The organism is Streptomyces sp. CMB-StM0423, assembly GCF_002847285.1.
GTDB lineage: Bacteria > Actinomycetota > Actinomycetes > Streptomycetales > Streptomycetaceae > Streptomyces.
The window spans coordinates 6,056,408-6,070,435 of sequence record NZ_CP025407.1; the positions used below are offsets into that span (position 1 = coordinate 6,056,408).

The window sequence follows — 14,028 nt, forward strand, 5'->3', positions numbered from 1 at the left end:
CGGATGACTGCGGCGACGACGGCGGGGACGTTCCGTATCGGCGGTGACCTGGAGGTCGGCCGGCTCGGGTTCGGCGCGATGCAGTTGCCGACCGGGCCGGCGGACGCGCGGGCGGCGTCGGTTGCGGTGGCGCGGCGGGCGGTCGAGCTGGGCGTCACGCTGATCGACACGGCGCACCTGTACGGCGGCGGGGCCAACGAGGAGCTGCTCGCCGAGGCGCTGTACCCGTACCCCGAGGGGCTGTTGATCACCACGAAGGTCGGCGTCGCCCGCTCCGCCGAGACGGGGGAGTGGGGGCTCGACGGCCGGCCCGAGGTACTGCGCGAGCAGGTGGACCACGCCCTGCGGCGGCTGCGGGTGGAGCGGATCGAGCTGCTGCAACTGCACCGGATCGACCCGGAGGTGGACCTCGCCGAGCAGTTGGGCGCGCTGCGGGAGTTGCAGCAGGCGGGGAAGGTCGCGCGGCTGGGCCTGTCGGAGGTGACGGCCGCGGAGCTGGCGCGGGCGCGGGAGCTGGTGGACGTCGCGAGCGTGCAGAACCGCTACAGCGTGGGCGACCGGGAGCACGAGGCGGTGCTCGACGCCTGCGCGGCGGCGGGGATCGCGTTCCTGCCGTGGCGCCCGGTGCTGGGCGCGGTGCCGCCGGCGGACGCCGCGGACGCTCCGGATGCCGGAGGCCCGGAGGCTCCGTACCGGGTGATCGGGGCGGTGGCCCGCGAACTCGGCGCGACGCCGGTGCAGGTCGCGCTGGCCTGGCTGCTGGCGCACTCGCCGGTGGTGCTGCCGATCCCGGGGACGGCGAAGCTCGGGCATCTGGAGGAGAACGTCGCGGCGGCGGACGTGCGGCTGGAGCCGGCACATCTGGAGCAACTGGACGGGCTGTCGTCGTGAGCCCGCGGGGCCGCGGCCCCGATTTCTGAAATCGATTGCGTGCCGGGGGGCTTGACACCCCATCGTTCAACTCCCGTTCTGTACACACCCCTTGACCGACCCCGGGACCGCGCCTAGCTTCTCGTGAAATCGATTTCGAGAAGACTGGGAGGCACCGTGCAGAGACATGGCCGGATTCGCGGCGGCATCGCCGCCCTCCTCGCCGTGGTGACGGCGCTGGCGACCGGGGGCCTGGCGGCGGCCGCGCCCGAGGCGCCCGAGCCGCGCGGCGGTCCTGACGGGGGCAGCGCCAAGGGGCCCGTCGGATGGGACACGTACCGGCAGCTCGACCGGCTCTCCGACCTGCCGGCCGGGGTGCACACCAAGCAGTTCTCCAGCTTCGACCGCACCGGCGGCAACGCGCACGACGGCTTCGACGGCAAGTACTCCTGCCTGCGGACGACCGCCGCCGGCTGCGTCATCGCCGAGCAGGCCGGGGCCGGCGAGATCGGCGCCATCTGGTTCACCCGCGACGAGGGCAACGTCAGCAGGACGGGCCGCATCACCATCGAACTCGACGGCGAGAAGGTCGTCGACGCACCGCTCCAGGACCTGGTCGACGGCAAGCTCGGCGCCCCCTTCGTCAGCCCCCTGGTCGCCAACGCCGACCAGACGTCCGGCGGCGTCGTGGTCGAGGTGCCGATGCCGTACCGCGAGTCGATGCGGATCACCACCGAGCACAACCCGCTGTTCCACCACGTCTCGTACCGCACCTTCGCCGACGCCGAAGGCGTCACCACCTTCGACCCGGACGACCCCGCCAACGACGTCGTCGCCACTCTGCGCGCCGCCGGCACCGCCGACCCCAAGCCGGCCGTGCCCGGCGCCCGCACGCAGCGCACCGGCCTCGCCCTCGCGCCCGGCGCGTCCCAGACCCTCGCCCGCGCCGACCGGCCCGGGCTCCTCACCGAACTGCGCCTGAAGCTCCCGCAGGCCCCGTACGTCCAGCCGCGCAGCGAGACCGACGACGGCAGGGCGTACGGCGCGGGCGGCGGCAGCGAGTTCACCGTCGCGATCGACCCCGGCAACGAGGGCGTGCGGCTCACCCGCCGCTACGACCCGATCATCGCGAACCAGGTCGCGACCGTGTACGTCGACGGCCGCGAAGCCGGCACCTGGGGCCCGACGCCGCAGGCCGGCGGCGGGCTGTGGGGCGAGGACAGCGTGGAGCTGCCCGCCGAACTGACCGCCGGGAAGTCGGAGATCACCGTACGCAACGCCTTCGTCTCCTCCGACCTCGACGTCAACGAGTTCACGTACTGGGCCGACAGCCGCGTCGGCGGCGAGACGCGCCGCACCGACACCATGGACGTCGGCGACGGGGCGAGCGAGACCGCCCACGGCTACGCCATCACCGCGCCGAACTGGCAGGGCGTGCGCACGTACGACTACCCCCTCGGCGACGGCGAGCGCGCAGAACTCGCCGCGGCCCAGGACGTGCTTCAGGGCCTGCGGCTGCGCGCCACCTTCGACGGCGAGCGCACGGTCGACGCCCCGCTCGGCGAGTTCTTCGGCTCAGGACACGCGACCGCCCCCGTACGGGCCCTGATGTACGGCATCGACGCCGAGGCCGCGGGCGGGCCCGTCCTCAGCTCCTGGTGGCCCATGCCGTTCGCGCAGAACGCGAAGGTCGAGCTGTACAACGGCTCGGATAGGGCGATCACGTCCGGCACCGCCGAGGTCACCGCCGCCCCGTCCCGCGCCCATGCCCAGGCCGTCGCCTCCGGGGACGCGGGCCGCTTCCGCGCCACGTCCCACGCGGGGCCGACGGTGCCGGGGGAGAGCTGGGACTTCCTCGCGACGGCCGGGACCGGCAAGTTCACCGGCGTCACCCACACCATGACCGGCGAGCTGAACCGCAACTACCTGGAGGGCGACGAGCGCGTGTACGTCGACGGCGCCCGCACCCCGCAGCTCCACGGCACCGGTACCGAGGACTTCTACCAGAGCGGCTGGTACTTCAACCGCGGCACCTACACCCAGCCCTTCAACGGCAACCCCACCCACCTCGGCCCGCCCACCGGCTGCGCGGTGGACCGGGACTGCACGGGCACGTACCGGTTGATGATCCACGACGCGGTGCCGTTCACGCAGGCCATCGACTTCGACATCGAGCACGGCTTCGTCAACGACAAGCAGGCGGACTACTCGACGACCGCGTACTGGTACGGCGAGAAGAAGACGACCGGCACGAAGACCGACACCCTGGACGTGGGCGACCCGCGCAGCGAGAAGGCCCACGGGTACGCGTCGGACGCGCCCGGTGACGTCACCGAGCTGGACTCCGTCTTCGAGGGCGACGCAGAGCAGCCGCGGCGGCTCACCGCCGACACCCGCGCCACGAAGGCGCCGGTCAGCTTCACCCTGCGCGTCGACCGCGGCAGCGCGGGCGTGGAACTGCGCCGGACCAGCGACCAGGCGGCGCCGTACCAGCGCGCGGCGGTGCGGGTCGACGGGAAGCAACTGCCGGACTGGCTCCAGCCGCTGGGCAACGCGGAGCGCCGCTGGCTGGACGACACGTATCAGATCCCGGCGAGCGCGACGGCGGGCAAACGCGAGATCACGGTGACGCTGACCCCGGCGGCGGACGCCCCGCCGTGGTCGGCGGAGTCGTACGAGGCCCACACCCTGCGCGACTGACCCGCCTCCGCAACTCCGCCCCGCGGGGCCGTCAGGTACCTGCGGGGCGGGGGTCCGGGGGGCACCCGTACTGGACGAGGACGGTGCGGGCGACGGATTCGAGGGCGGCGCGCCTTGCGCCCTCCGGGCGGGCCGCCGGATACCAGACCCGGACGAGGAGGTTGTCCTTGCGGACGTAGAGGTCTGCGGTTCTCGCACCCACGGCGGCCTCCGCGGCGGCCGGCGTGACGGCGGACTCGTTACCCACCTGTCGACGCCACACTTTCGGATGAACGGCGGCGCGGGGCGGCATGAGCGGCGGGGGAGGCGCGCAGGGTCTTCCGCGGGGCCTCCCGCCGTACGGGGGCCGGACCCGACTTCGATCCCCGCAAGGCGTGAGTCACCCCATGGCGTCAGAGCCGGAGCCGACCGGACAGGAGAGCCCGCCGGACGATCCCGGCGGCGGCCACCACCTCGGCCATCGGTTCGAGAGCTGGACCAAGCGCAACATCCTCGTCGTGCTGCTGCTCTTCGCCGCGTTGGTCGCGTCGTCCGCGGCCACCCTCTTCACCGTCGGCGCCGACCTCAAGGGCTGGTACGACGCCAGGTACGACTGGCGGGAGAAGGAGTACGGGAAGCTGAGGGCGCTGCGCGCCGGGTACAGCCTGGAGACGTTCGAAGAGGAGCTGGGGACGCCGCACTTCCGGTCGCCGATGCCCGGAACGAGGTTCACCGACAATGTCTTCGAGGGCCGGGACTACTGGGTCGGCGCGGTGACGGACGCGCGGGACAACGTGGTCGCGTACTCGGTGACGTCGTGCAGCACCTCCTTCCGCCCCGAGTTCACCTTCGGCGAAGGAGGCAGCGACGAGTCCCGGCTGCGGCTCAACACCACCGCCATGTCCGGGGTGATCGCCCTGGATTCGGGTGTCGAGTCCTGGATCTACGTCTCGGGCGCCACCTCGAACAGCTATGTCTTCCAGGTGTACTACGGCGGCCGCCCGACCGCGTACAAGACCTATGCGTGGGGGATGAACGACACCTGCGCGTGGAGTCCCGGCCGGGCGGACCGCGTCGACGCCCGCTGGTACCGATGGCTGGGGCGGAACGCGCAACGGGGGGAGGGGGCGGCGCACTCGCGGTTCCAGGAGGGCGACCTCGACGCGGAGGCCCGGGGGCTGTTCGCACAGTCCCCGGTGAACACCTATATGGAGACGTCTCCCGGAATACTCGCGTCGGAGGTCTACCGGAACCAGATCGGCGTCGACCGCAACATGATCCTCACGTCCGACTGACCCCCGGGACGTGGGCCGTTCACAAGTTCGGGTCCGCGCGCAGTTCGTCCGCGCGCGCGGAGACGAGGACGCCGGCCGGGTACGTCCTGCCGGAACGTACCCGGCCGGTCCCCGTTGCTACGACCCCGCCCGGCGTTTGTTCCAGATGTCGAAGCCCACCGCCGCCAGCAGCACCAGGCCCTTGATGACCTGCTGGTAGTCCGTGCCCAGGCCGACCAGCGACATGCCGTTGTTCAGCACGCCCAGCACCAGGCCGCCGATGACCGCGCCGAACACCGTGCCGATGCCGCCGCTCATCGACGCGCCGCCGATGAAGGCCGCCGCGATCGCCTCCAGTTCGAACATCTCGCCGGCCTTCGGGACGCCCGCGTTCAGGCGGGCCGCGTAGACGCAGCCGGCGAGGGCGGCGAGGACGCCCATGTTGACGAAGACCAGGAAGGTGACGCGCTTGTCCTTGACGCCCGACAGCGTCGCCGCCGCCCGGTTGCCGCCGAGGGCGTAGACGTGGCGGCCCACGACGACGTTGCGCATCACGTAGCCGAGCGAGACCAGCAGACCCGCCATGATCAGCAGGACCACCGGGACCCCGCGGTAGCTGGCGAGGATCAGGGTGCCGGCGACGACCGCGGCGACGATGAACGCGCACTTGCCGAGCCACAGGGGGTACGGCAGCACGTCCAGCTCGTACGACAACTGACGGCGGCGGTCGCGCCACTCCTGCCAGAGCAGGAACAGGCCGACGCACAGCCCCAGCAGCAGGGTCAGGTTGTGGTAGTTGGTGTCCGGGCCGGTCTCCGGGAGGAAGCCCTGGGCGATGTTCTGGAAGCCCCTGGGGAAGGGGGACAGCGACTGGCCTTCGAGCACGATCTGGGTGAGGCCGCGGAAGACCAGCATCCCCGCCAGCGTCACGATGAACGACGGGATGCCGACGTACGCGATCCAGAAGCCCTGCCACGCCCCCGCCGCCGCGCCGATCAGCAGCGAGCAGACCAGGGCCAGCGGCCACGGGAAGTCGTGGTTGACCATCATCACGGCCGCCATGGCGCTGACGAACGCGACCAGGGAGCCGACCGACAGGTCGATGTGGCCCGCGATGATGACGATCATCATGCCCATGGCCAGGATCAGGATGTAGCTGTTCTGCTGGACGATGTTGGAGACGTTGCGCGGCAGCAGCAGGGTGCCGTCGCTCCATATCTGGAACAGCACCACGATCAGGCCGAGCGCGACGAGCATGCCGTACTGCCGCATGTTGGTGCGTATCGCGGTCAGCAGCGCCGTGGCCAGCGGAGTGGCCGGCGGCATCCGCCTGTCCTTCGTCGACGGGCTCATCCCTCGCCCCTCACGTGCGCGGTCATGTGGCGCATCAGTACTTCCTGGGTGGCCTCGGCCCGCGGTACCTCGCCGGTGAGGCGCCCCGCGGCCATCGTGTAGATCCGGTCGCACATCCCCAGCAGCTCGGGCAGTTCGGAGGAGATGAAGACCACCGCCTTGCCGCGCGCGGCCAGTTGGCCGATGACGGTGTAGACCTCGTACTTGGCGCCGACGTCGATGCCGCGGGTGGGCTCGTCCAGGAGCAGCACCTCGGGGTCGGCGTGGATCCACTTGCCGAGGACGACCTTTTGCTGGTTGCCGCCGCTGAGGCGGCCCGCGGTCTCGAAGACCGTCGGGGTCTTGATGTTCAGCGACGTGCGGTAGCCCTCGGCGACCCGGCGTTCCTCGTGTTCGTCGACGGCGCCGCGGCGGCTGAGCTTGTGCAGGGAGGGGAGGGTGATGTTGCGCATGACGTTGTCGATGAGGTTGAGGCCGTACGTCTTGCGGTCCTCGGTGACGTACGCGATGCCGTGCCGCACCGCGTCCGGGACGGTGCGTACGTCGGCCTCCCGGCCGTCGACGCGGAGCACGCCCGCCTCGTACCGGCCGTAGGAGCGGCCGAAGACGCTCATCGCCAGTTCGGTGCGGCCCGCGCCCATCAGGCCCGCGATGCCGACGATCTCGCCGCGGCGGACCTCGATGGAGACGTCGTCGACGACCTTGCGCTCATGGTCGATCGGGTGGCGTACGGTCCAGCCCTCGACGGCGAGGGCGACCGTGCCGGCGCCGGGGCCGCGGTAGCGGGACCGGGCGGGGAAGCGGTGGTCGAGGTCGCGGCCGACCATCGCGCGGATGATGCGGTCCTCGGAGAGGCCGCCGCCCCCGTCCCTCCGCTCGTCCTCGGACCCGGCCCCGCTCTCGGCCCGTACCGCCAGCGTCTCGATCGTCCGGCCGTCGCGCAGGATCGTCACCCTGTCCGCGACCTGCCGGATCTCGTTCAGCTTGTGCGAGATGAGGATGCACGCGATGCCCTGGTCCCGGAACTCCCGGATGAGGTCCAGCAGTTTGCGGCTGTCCTCGTCGTTGAGGGCCGCGGTGGGCTCGTCGAGGATGAGGAGTTTCACCTCCTTCGCCAGCGCCTTGGCGATCTCCACCAACTGCTGCTTGCCCACGCCGATGTCCGCGACCCGCGTCTGCGGCTTCTCCGCGCCCAGCCCGACGCGCGCGAGCAGGCGGGCGGCGGCGCGCAGCGTCTCGTTCCAGGAGATGACCCGCAGCCGCCGGCCGGCCTGCTCGTTGCCGAGGAAGATGTTCTCGGCGATCGACAGGTACGGCACCAGCGCCAGCTCCTGGTGGATGATGACGATGCCGCGCTCCTCGCTGGCCCTGATGTCGCGGAACGCGCACGGCCGGCCCTCGAAGAGGATCTCGCCCGTGTAGCTGCCGTACGGGTGGACGCCGCTGAGGACCTTCATCAGCGTCGACTTGCCGGCGCCGTTCTCGCCGCAGACGGCATGGATCTCGCCGGGCGCGACCGTGAGGTTCACGCCGTCGAGGGCCGTGACGCCGGGGAAGGTCTTGGTGATGGCGCGCATGTCGAGGACCGGAGCGGTCACGTGAGGTCCCCGGCCTTGTAGTAGCCCTCATCGACCAGCAGGTCGGTGCTGGTCTTGTCGATGCTGACGGGGTCCAGCAGGAACGCGGGGACGACCTTGACGCCGTTGTCGTACGTGTCGGTGTCGTTGACCTCCGGCTCGCCGCCGGTGAGCACGGCGTCGGTCATCTGCACGGCCTGCTTGGCGAGCTTGCGGGTGTCCTTGTAGACGGTCTGGGTCTGCTCCCCGGCGATGATGGACTTCACCGACGCCAGCTCCGCGTCCTGGCCCGTGACCACGGGCAGTGCCTTCCCGCCGCTGCCGTAGCCCGCGCCCTTGAGCGAGGAGAGCACGCCGATGGAGATGCCGTCGTACGGCGACAGCACCGCGTCGACGTCCTCCGTGCCGTAGTTGCCGCTGAGCAGGTCGTCCATGCGCTTCTGCGCGGTGCCGCCGTCCCAGCGCAGGGTGGTGACCTGGTTGAGCCCGGTCTGGCCGGAGCGGACGGTGAGCTGCCCGGAGTCCAGGTACGGCTGGAGCACGGCCATGGCGCCGTCGAAGAAGTAGCGGGTGTTGTTGTCGTCGGGGGAGCCCGCGAACAGCTCGATGTTGAAGTCGGCGCCCTTGTCGTCGTCGAGCTTCAGCGCGTCCACGATGTACTGGCCCTGGAGCCTGCCGACCCGCTCGTTGTCGAACGAGGCGTAGTAGTCGACGTTCTCCGTCTCCAGGATCAGCCGGTCGTACGCGATGACGGGGATGTCCGCCTCCTTGGCGTCGGCCAGCACCTCCGTCAGCGAGGTGTTGTCGATCGCCGCGACGACGAGCGCGTCCACGCCCTTGGTGATCATGTTGTCGATCTGCGAGACCTGGTTCTCGACCTTGTCCTCGCCGTACTGCAGGTCGGTCTCGTAGCCGGCGGCCTCGAACTGCTTCACCATGTTCTCGCCGTCGGCTATCCAGCGCTCCGACGACTTGGTGGGCATCGCGATGCCGATCGTGCCGCCCCCGGCGTCGCCTTTCTTCTCCTCGCTGCCGCCCTCGCTGTCCTGGCCGCAGGCGGCGAGGGCGAGGGCGAGCGCGGACACGGCGGCGGCGGTGCGCAGTCGGGCGGCTCGGGGGGTGCGGGGGGTGCGGGGGGTGCGCATGGCGGTCAGTTCCCTTCGGGTACGGAGGCGGAGGAGGACTCGGAGGAGGACTCGGGAGTGGGGCCGGACTCGGGAGTGGGGCCGGACTCGGGAGGGCCGGCGGGTTCGGGAGCAGAGCCGGAGTCGGACCCGGGTACGGGAGCGGGAGCGGCGCCCGGCCCGGCCCCCGGGAACCGGCGCAGCACCCCCGGCAGCCGGGACCCCGGCGGCGACATCGCCCCGCCCGCGCCGAGCCGGTCGAGGAGGTCCAGGACCAGCCGCCCCCGGCGCACCCGCTCGCGCGCGGCGGCGAGCACCGTCTCGCGCATGTGGGCGCCGTACGGGTAGATCCCGGGGGCCTTGGACAGGCCGAACTTCAGGTAGAGCGGCGCCCCGCGGCGGATCAGCTCGGCGGCGTCGTACATGCGCACGAAGCCGCCGAGGTCGTCGGGCGCCTCCACGTACAGGTCCATCGGCGCCGCGCTGGCCCGGCGGATCTCGGTGAGCTGCTGGAGCGAGAGGTCCGAGGGGATGTTGAGCGAGTCGGCGCCGAGCCGTTCCCACACCGCGTAAGCGGCCGGGTTCACCGGGCCGACCAGCGCGGAGACCTTGAACGTGGTGTCCGCGGGCAACTCGCCGATCTCGCGCAGCCCGTGCAGCAGCCACAGCACCCCCTCGTCCGCGACGAGCAGGCACCTCACCCCCAGCCGGGCGGCGCGCAGCGCGTCCTCGACGCAGCCGGCGAGCTGGTCGTGCCCGCGGGCCCGCAGCCCCGCGCCGCCGGAGGGGCTGCGGGTGGCGGCGCCGGTGTCCCAGGTGCCGCGCGGGCCGGTGAACAGCGTCAGCTCGATGCCCCGCGCCGCGCAGGCAGCGACCATGTCGGCGATCTCGGCGTCGGTGAGCATCCACACGCCGCTGCCCTGGCTGATCCGGTGCACGGGCACCCCGAGGCGGGTGCTCTCCGCCAGCACCGCGGCCAGCGCCTCCGGGCCCTCGACGGACGGGATCTCGGTGCGCCAGCGGCCGCCGTCGGGGAAGGCGTGCGGCGAGGTGTCGGCGGGGTCGGGCGGCGGGGCCGCGAAGCCGAGGCGGCCGAGGGCCGGTTCACCGGGGGCGTGAGGCACGGTACTCCTTCGTTCGTCATATCGGACGTCGTTCGGTTTCGTGCCGATGGGAAGGCCGCGGCGGCCACGTCGCGCACCTACGGCCGCAGCAGCACCTTGCCCACCGCCGGATCCCCGCCGCCGACCAGGCCGACGGCCTTCTCGTACGCGTCCAGCGGCAGTTCGTGCGTGATCAGCGCCGCCGGGTCCAACTGCCCCGTGCCGAACGCCCGCACGGCGTACGACCAGGCCGCCGACGAGGCGCCGAAGACCCCGTACACCGCGATCTGCCGCATCGCCAGCGCCACCGGGTCGACCCCCGCCGCCCCGCCCGGCGGGATGCCCGCGACGACGACCCGCCCCCCGCGCCGTACCAGCCCCACCGCCGCCACCGCCGAGCGCTCCGCCCCCGCCGTCTCCACGACCATGTCGTACGCCCCCGCCAGGCCCCCGGCAGCGCCGGGTCCCACCGCCCGCGCGCCCAACCCCCGTGCCACCTCGGCCCGTTCCCCCCGCGGCTCCACCACCAGCAGCTCCGCCGGCGAGTACCCCGCGAGCAACTGCACCGCCAGCAGCCCCAGCGTCCCGCCCCCCACGACGGCCACCCGCTCACCCGGCAGCGGCCCCCCGCGCAGCACCGCCGCCGTGGCGACGGCCGCCGGCTCCAGCAGCGCGGCGGCGCGCAGGTCGGCGGCGTCGTCCAGGACGTGCAGCAGCCGCGCCGGCACCGTGACCGCCTCCGCGAACGCCCCGGCGCGGGTGAACCCCGTCTCGTCGTACGGCCCGGCGCACAGGTTCGTCTCGCCGGCCCGGCAGCGCGCGCACACCCGGCAGCAGCGGAACCCCTCCGCGACCACCCGCCGCCCGGCCAGCGCCGCGTCGGCGCCGGGCCCGACGGCCTCGACCGTCCCCGACCACTCGTGGCCCGGCGTCAGCGGGTAGGTGACGTAGCCGGCCGGCCGGGTGCCGTCGTACACCTCGCGGTCGCTGCCGCACACCCCGGCCGCGTACACCCGCACCCGCACCTCGCCGGGCCCCGGCGGCGGCGACGCCACGCTCCCGACCCGCGCCCGCCCCGGTCCGCGCAGCACGACCGCACGGTGGGTCACGCCCATCGAAGCCCTCCCCATCCTCGTTCGAGATATCGTCAGGCGTTCGAAATCCAGGCGAGACGGTAAGGAGGCGGGCGCCAGGTGTCAACGGTCAGCGCACGGTGAACTCGTAGACCGTGGCCGAACGGTAATGCTCGCCGGGCCGCAACACGGTGGAGGGGAAGTGCGGGTGGTGCGGGGAGTCGGCGAAGTGCTGGGTCTCCAGGGCGAGTCCGTCGCCGGGACGGTACGCCCGCCCGGACGGCCCGGTGAACGAGGGGCAGACGAAGTTCGCGGTGTAGAGCTGCAGTCCTGGCTCGGTGGTCAGTACCCGCAGCGCCCGCCCCGAGGCGGGCGAGGAGACCTCGGCGACCGGCTCGGGCGCGGCGGTGACGCCCTTGTCGAGCACGAAGTTCTGGTCGTACCCGAGGCCGATCAGCAACTGGGGGTGCCCGGAGCGCAGTTCCGCGCCCACGGGGCGCGCGGTGCGGAAGTCGAACGGCGTGCCCGCCACGTCCGCGATCTCGCCGGTCGGCGCCGAGGTGGGGGAGTTGACGGTGAACCGGCTCGCGGCGATGCGCAGCCGGTGGTCCTCGACGCTGCCGCTGCCCTCGCCGTCGAGGTTGACGTACGAGTGGTTCGTCAGGCTCACGACGGTCGGCGCGTCGGTGGTCGCCTCGTAGTCGAAGCGCAGCGCGCCCTCCGCGGTCACGGTGTACGTGGCCCGCACGTCGAGCGTGCCGGGGAAGCCCTCCTCGCCGTCCGGGCTCGTCCGCGACAGCAGCAGCGCGGCGGCGCCGGGCGCGGCCGGCGCCGCGGCTGCAGCCCACACCCGCTTGTCGAAGCCGCGGGTGCCGCCGTGCAGGCAGTTGGGGCCGTCGTTGGCGGGCAGCGGGTAGGTGCGGTCGCCGAGGGGGAGGGAGGCGCCGGCTATGCGGTTCGCGTACCGCCCGATGAGCGCGCCGAAGTACGGGTCCGGGTGCTCCACGTACTCGTCCACGGTCGCCAGCCCCAGCACCACGTTCGCGTACCGGCAGGAGCGGTCCGGCACCTCCACGGACTGCACGATCCCGCCGTACGACAGCACCCGCACCCGGGTGCCGCCCGCGACCAGCGTCCACCGCTCGACGGGCGTGCCGTCGGCGAGCTTCCCGAACGGCTCGGCGGTCACGGAGGGCGCCGGCACGGCGTCGGGCGGGGGCAGGGGAGTCTCGGCCATGACAAAACCCTATGCGCCCCGCCGGACCACCCCGCAGGCCGCCGCCCACCGGCTGCCGACCGCGGCCCGCGGTCCGCCCCGCCTATCCCTCCCGCGCCTCCCGGAGCTTCTTGTACGCGATCTCCGCCAGGACGTTCTGACCGTCCTCGTCCGGGTGGAAGGAGTCCCAGCGGCTCAGGTGGTCACCCGTGAAGGCGTACCGGAAAGCCGCCCCGTCGTCGTACACGCACAGCGGATGCTTCCCGCACTCCTCCGCCAGCACCGCGTTGTACTCCACCACCCGGTCCTGCACCTCCTCGCGCCGGCCGCTGGCCGAGGCGCCGAGGTCCGAGGGGTCCGCGAGCATCGACTGGCAGATGCCCAGCGACCAGATCTGCCGGGTCACCATGCTGCCCCGGCCCACCTCCCACAGCCGCATGAGGCTCGGCACGCTCGACACGTACACCTGCGTCCGCGGCAGGTCGGACTCCAGCCGGTCCAGCGAGTCCGCCACCGCCGTGCGGTAGTCCGCCACCGGAGTCATCTCCTCCGCGCTCTCCGTGCAGGCGTCGTTGGCACCCATGAGTATCGTCACGAGATCGGGCCTGCGGGCGATGGCCTCGCCCGTCTGGACCGGCAGATCCGCCACTTGCGCGCCCGATCGGGCGAAATTCCACGTGTGCCCCGACGGCTTGTCCAGTAACCGCTGCGCGAGGCTGTCCACGTCCTCCGAGTCCCCCGTCGACCAGGACTTCTCCGGGCAGTCGGTCAGCGGCTCGCAGGCGTGGAACCCGCGGGTGATGGAGTCGCCGAGGGCGGCCACCGACTTCGGCGGCCGGGGCGCAGCCCGGGCCTCCGGCGACGGCGCGCCCGCGTTCTCCGCGCCGCCTGACGGCGCGGCAGATCCCTTGTCCTTCCCCTGTGTCGCGCCCTCGCCGGTGCAGCCGGCGAGGACCAGTGACATCGCGACCGCCCCCGTGAAGACGAGTGCCGCCCCTTTGCGCATCCCTGCGCTCCCTCCCGCCCCCGAGGTCCTCCTCCGAACGTAGGTCAGCATGCCCAGGACCGACCGTACGGCACGCGCGGGGTGCGACGGCACGGTAGCTTGGCTGATGCTCAACGGGCCGTATCGCGGCGGGATAGCACCCGGTGACGGAGTGTCCTGTTTACCCGGAAAGGCGACCCGTGGTGTTTACTCTAGGCAACTTCGAGCCCGCGGATGGAGGCCCCCGGTGACGACACGTGGAGTTCTGTTCGTCCACTCTGCCCCGCGGGCGCTCTGCCCGCACATCGAGTGGGCCGTCGCCGGCGTCCTCGGCGGCCGGATCAGCCTCGACTGGATCCCCCAGCCCGTCTCGCCGGGCACCTGGCGTGCGGAGTTCTCCTGGCAGGGCGAGCCCGACACCGCCTCCCTGCTGGCCTCCGCGCTGCGCGGCTGGCACCTGCTGCGCTTCGAGGTCACCGCCGAGCCGTACGCCACCGCGGAAGGCGAGCGCTACAGCTCCACCCCCGACCTCGGCATCTTCCACGCCGTCACCGGCGTGCACGGCGACATCCTCATCCCCGAGGACCGGCTGCGCGCGGCGCTGGCCCGCGCGGAGCGCCGCGAGACGCAGTTGGAGGCGGAGATCGCCAAGCTGCTGGGCAAGCCGTGGGACGACGAGCTGGAACCCTTCCGGCACGCGGGCGAGGGCGCACCCGTCCGCTGGCTGCACCAAGTGGTGTGACCCGGCGGGCCGTCGGGCCCACCGGGTCACGG

12 protein-coding genes are annotated in these 14,028 nt (G+C 72.5%); 4 read left to right on the plus strand and 8 right to left on the minus strand.

Features of this window, described 5'->3' with window-relative positions; genetic code table 11:
• The first annotated feature begins 3 nt into the window (after positions 1 to 3).
• Positions 4 to 891 carry an aldo/keto reductase gene (locus tag CXR04_RS26290; protein ID WP_101424723.1) on the plus strand — a complete coding sequence of 296 codons (888 nt, stop codon included), beginning with the start codon at positions 4 to 6 and terminating at the stop codon, positions 889 to 891.
• Between the two features lie 156 nt (positions 892 to 1,047).
• On the plus strand, positions 1,048 to 3,570 hold the full coding sequence (locus tag CXR04_RS26295) for a glycoside hydrolase family 172 protein (RefSeq protein WP_101424724.1): 2,523 nt from the start codon (positions 1,048 to 1,050) through the stop codon (positions 3,568 to 3,570).
• A 31-nt stretch (positions 3,571 to 3,601) separates the two neighbouring features.
• On the opposite strand, the gene CXR04_RS26300 is transcribed toward CXR04_RS26295, so the two are convergent.
• On the minus strand, positions 3,602 to 3,817 hold the full coding sequence (locus tag CXR04_RS26300; RefSeq protein ID WP_101424725.1) for a hypothetical protein: 216 nt from the start codon (positions 3,815 to 3,817) through the stop codon (positions 3,602 to 3,604).
• A 139-nt stretch (positions 3,818 to 3,956) separates the two neighbouring features.
• Here CXR04_RS26300 and CXR04_RS26305 point away from each other — a divergent pair, with 139 nt between their 5' ends.
• Positions 3,957 to 4,844 (plus strand): ETEC_3214 domain-containing protein, encoded by an 888-nt coding sequence (locus CXR04_RS26305; RefSeq protein WP_101424726.1) that lies wholly within the window; start codon positions 3,957 to 3,959, stop codon positions 4,842 to 4,844.
• A 117-nt stretch (positions 4,845 to 4,961) separates the two neighbouring features.
• Here the strand turns inward: CXR04_RS26305 and mmsB are convergent, their stop codons facing one another.
• From mmsB to CXR04_RS26340, 7 genes are all read right to left on the minus strand, one after another.
• Positions 4,962 to 6,176: a multiple monosaccharide ABC transporter permease gene (gene mmsB, locus CXR04_RS26310; RefSeq protein ID WP_442802408.1), complete on the minus strand. Its 1,215-nt coding sequence runs from the start codon at positions 6,174 to 6,176 to the stop codon at positions 4,962 to 4,964.
• The gene (gene mmsA, locus CXR04_RS26315) at positions 6,173 to 7,774 is read right to left on the minus strand and encodes a multiple monosaccharide ABC transporter ATP-binding protein (RefSeq protein WP_199850534.1); all 1,602 of its coding nucleotides are present in this window, start codon (positions 7,772 to 7,774) and stop codon (positions 6,173 to 6,175) included. The genes mmsB and mmsA overlap by 4 nt, the downstream gene beginning before the upstream one ends.
• Positions 7,771 to 8,898, minus strand: coding sequence for a multiple monosaccharide ABC transporter substrate-binding protein (gene chvE, locus CXR04_RS26320; RefSeq protein ID WP_101424727.1), 1,128 nt, complete (start codon positions 8,896 to 8,898; stop codon positions 7,771 to 7,773). The genes mmsA and chvE overlap by 4 nt, the downstream gene beginning before the upstream one ends.
• A gap of 5 nt (positions 8,899 to 8,903) precedes the next feature.
• Complete coding sequence (locus CXR04_RS26325) at positions 8,904 to 10,001, minus strand: U32 family peptidase (RefSeq protein WP_234380510.1); 1,098 nt, start codon at positions 9,999 to 10,001, stop codon at positions 8,904 to 8,906.
• Between the two features lie 77 nt (positions 10,002 to 10,078).
• Complete coding sequence (locus tag CXR04_RS26330; protein WP_101424728.1) at positions 10,079 to 11,095, minus strand: zinc-dependent alcohol dehydrogenase; 1,017 nt, start codon at positions 11,093 to 11,095, stop codon at positions 10,079 to 10,081.
• An 88-nt stretch (positions 11,096 to 11,183) separates the two neighbouring features.
• Positions 11,184 to 12,290, minus strand: coding sequence for an aldose epimerase family protein (locus CXR04_RS26335; protein WP_101424729.1), 1,107 nt, complete (start codon positions 12,288 to 12,290; stop codon positions 11,184 to 11,186).
• 82 nt (positions 12,291 to 12,372) lie between these two features.
• Positions 12,373 to 13,275, minus strand: a complete 903-nt coding sequence (locus tag CXR04_RS26340; protein ID WP_101424730.1) for an SGNH/GDSL hydrolase family protein — start codon at positions 13,273 to 13,275, stop codon at positions 12,373 to 12,375.
• A 226-nt stretch (positions 13,276 to 13,501) separates the two neighbouring features.
• Here CXR04_RS26340 and CXR04_RS26345 point away from each other — a divergent pair, with 226 nt between their 5' ends.
• The gene (locus CXR04_RS26345) at positions 13,502 to 13,996 is read left to right on the plus strand and encodes a DUF3145 domain-containing protein (RefSeq protein ID WP_101424731.1); all 495 of its coding nucleotides are present in this window, start codon (positions 13,502 to 13,504) and stop codon (positions 13,994 to 13,996) included.
• The last annotated feature ends 32 nt before the right edge of the window (positions 13,997 to 14,028 follow it).

Coding starts and splice junctions, on each gene's coding strand:
- CXR04_RS26290 (WP_101424723.1), top strand. CDS start 4: ATGACTGCGGCGACGACGGCGGGGACGTTCCGTATCGGCGGTGACCTG.
- CXR04_RS26305 (WP_101424726.1), top strand. CDS start 3,957: ATGGCGTCAGAGCCGGAGCCGACCGGACAGGAGAGCCCGCCGGACGAT.
- mmsB (WP_442802408.1), bottom strand. CDS start 6,176: ATGAGCCCGTCGACGAAGGACAGGCGGATGCCGCCGGCCACTCCGCTG.
- chvE (WP_101424727.1), bottom strand. CDS start 8,898: ATGCGCACCCCCCGCACCCCCCGCACCCCCCGAGCCGCCCGACTGCGC.
- CXR04_RS26330 (WP_101424728.1), bottom strand. CDS start 11,095: ATGGGCGTGACCCACCGTGCGGTCGTGCTGCGCGGACCGGGGCGGGCG.
- CXR04_RS26335 (WP_101424729.1), bottom strand. CDS start 12,290: ATGGCCGAGACTCCCCTGCCCCCGCCCGACGCCGTGCCGGCGCCCTCC.
- CXR04_RS26340 (WP_101424730.1), bottom strand. CDS start 13,275: ATGCGCAAAGGGGCGGCACTCGTCTTCACGGGGGCGGTCGCGATGTCA.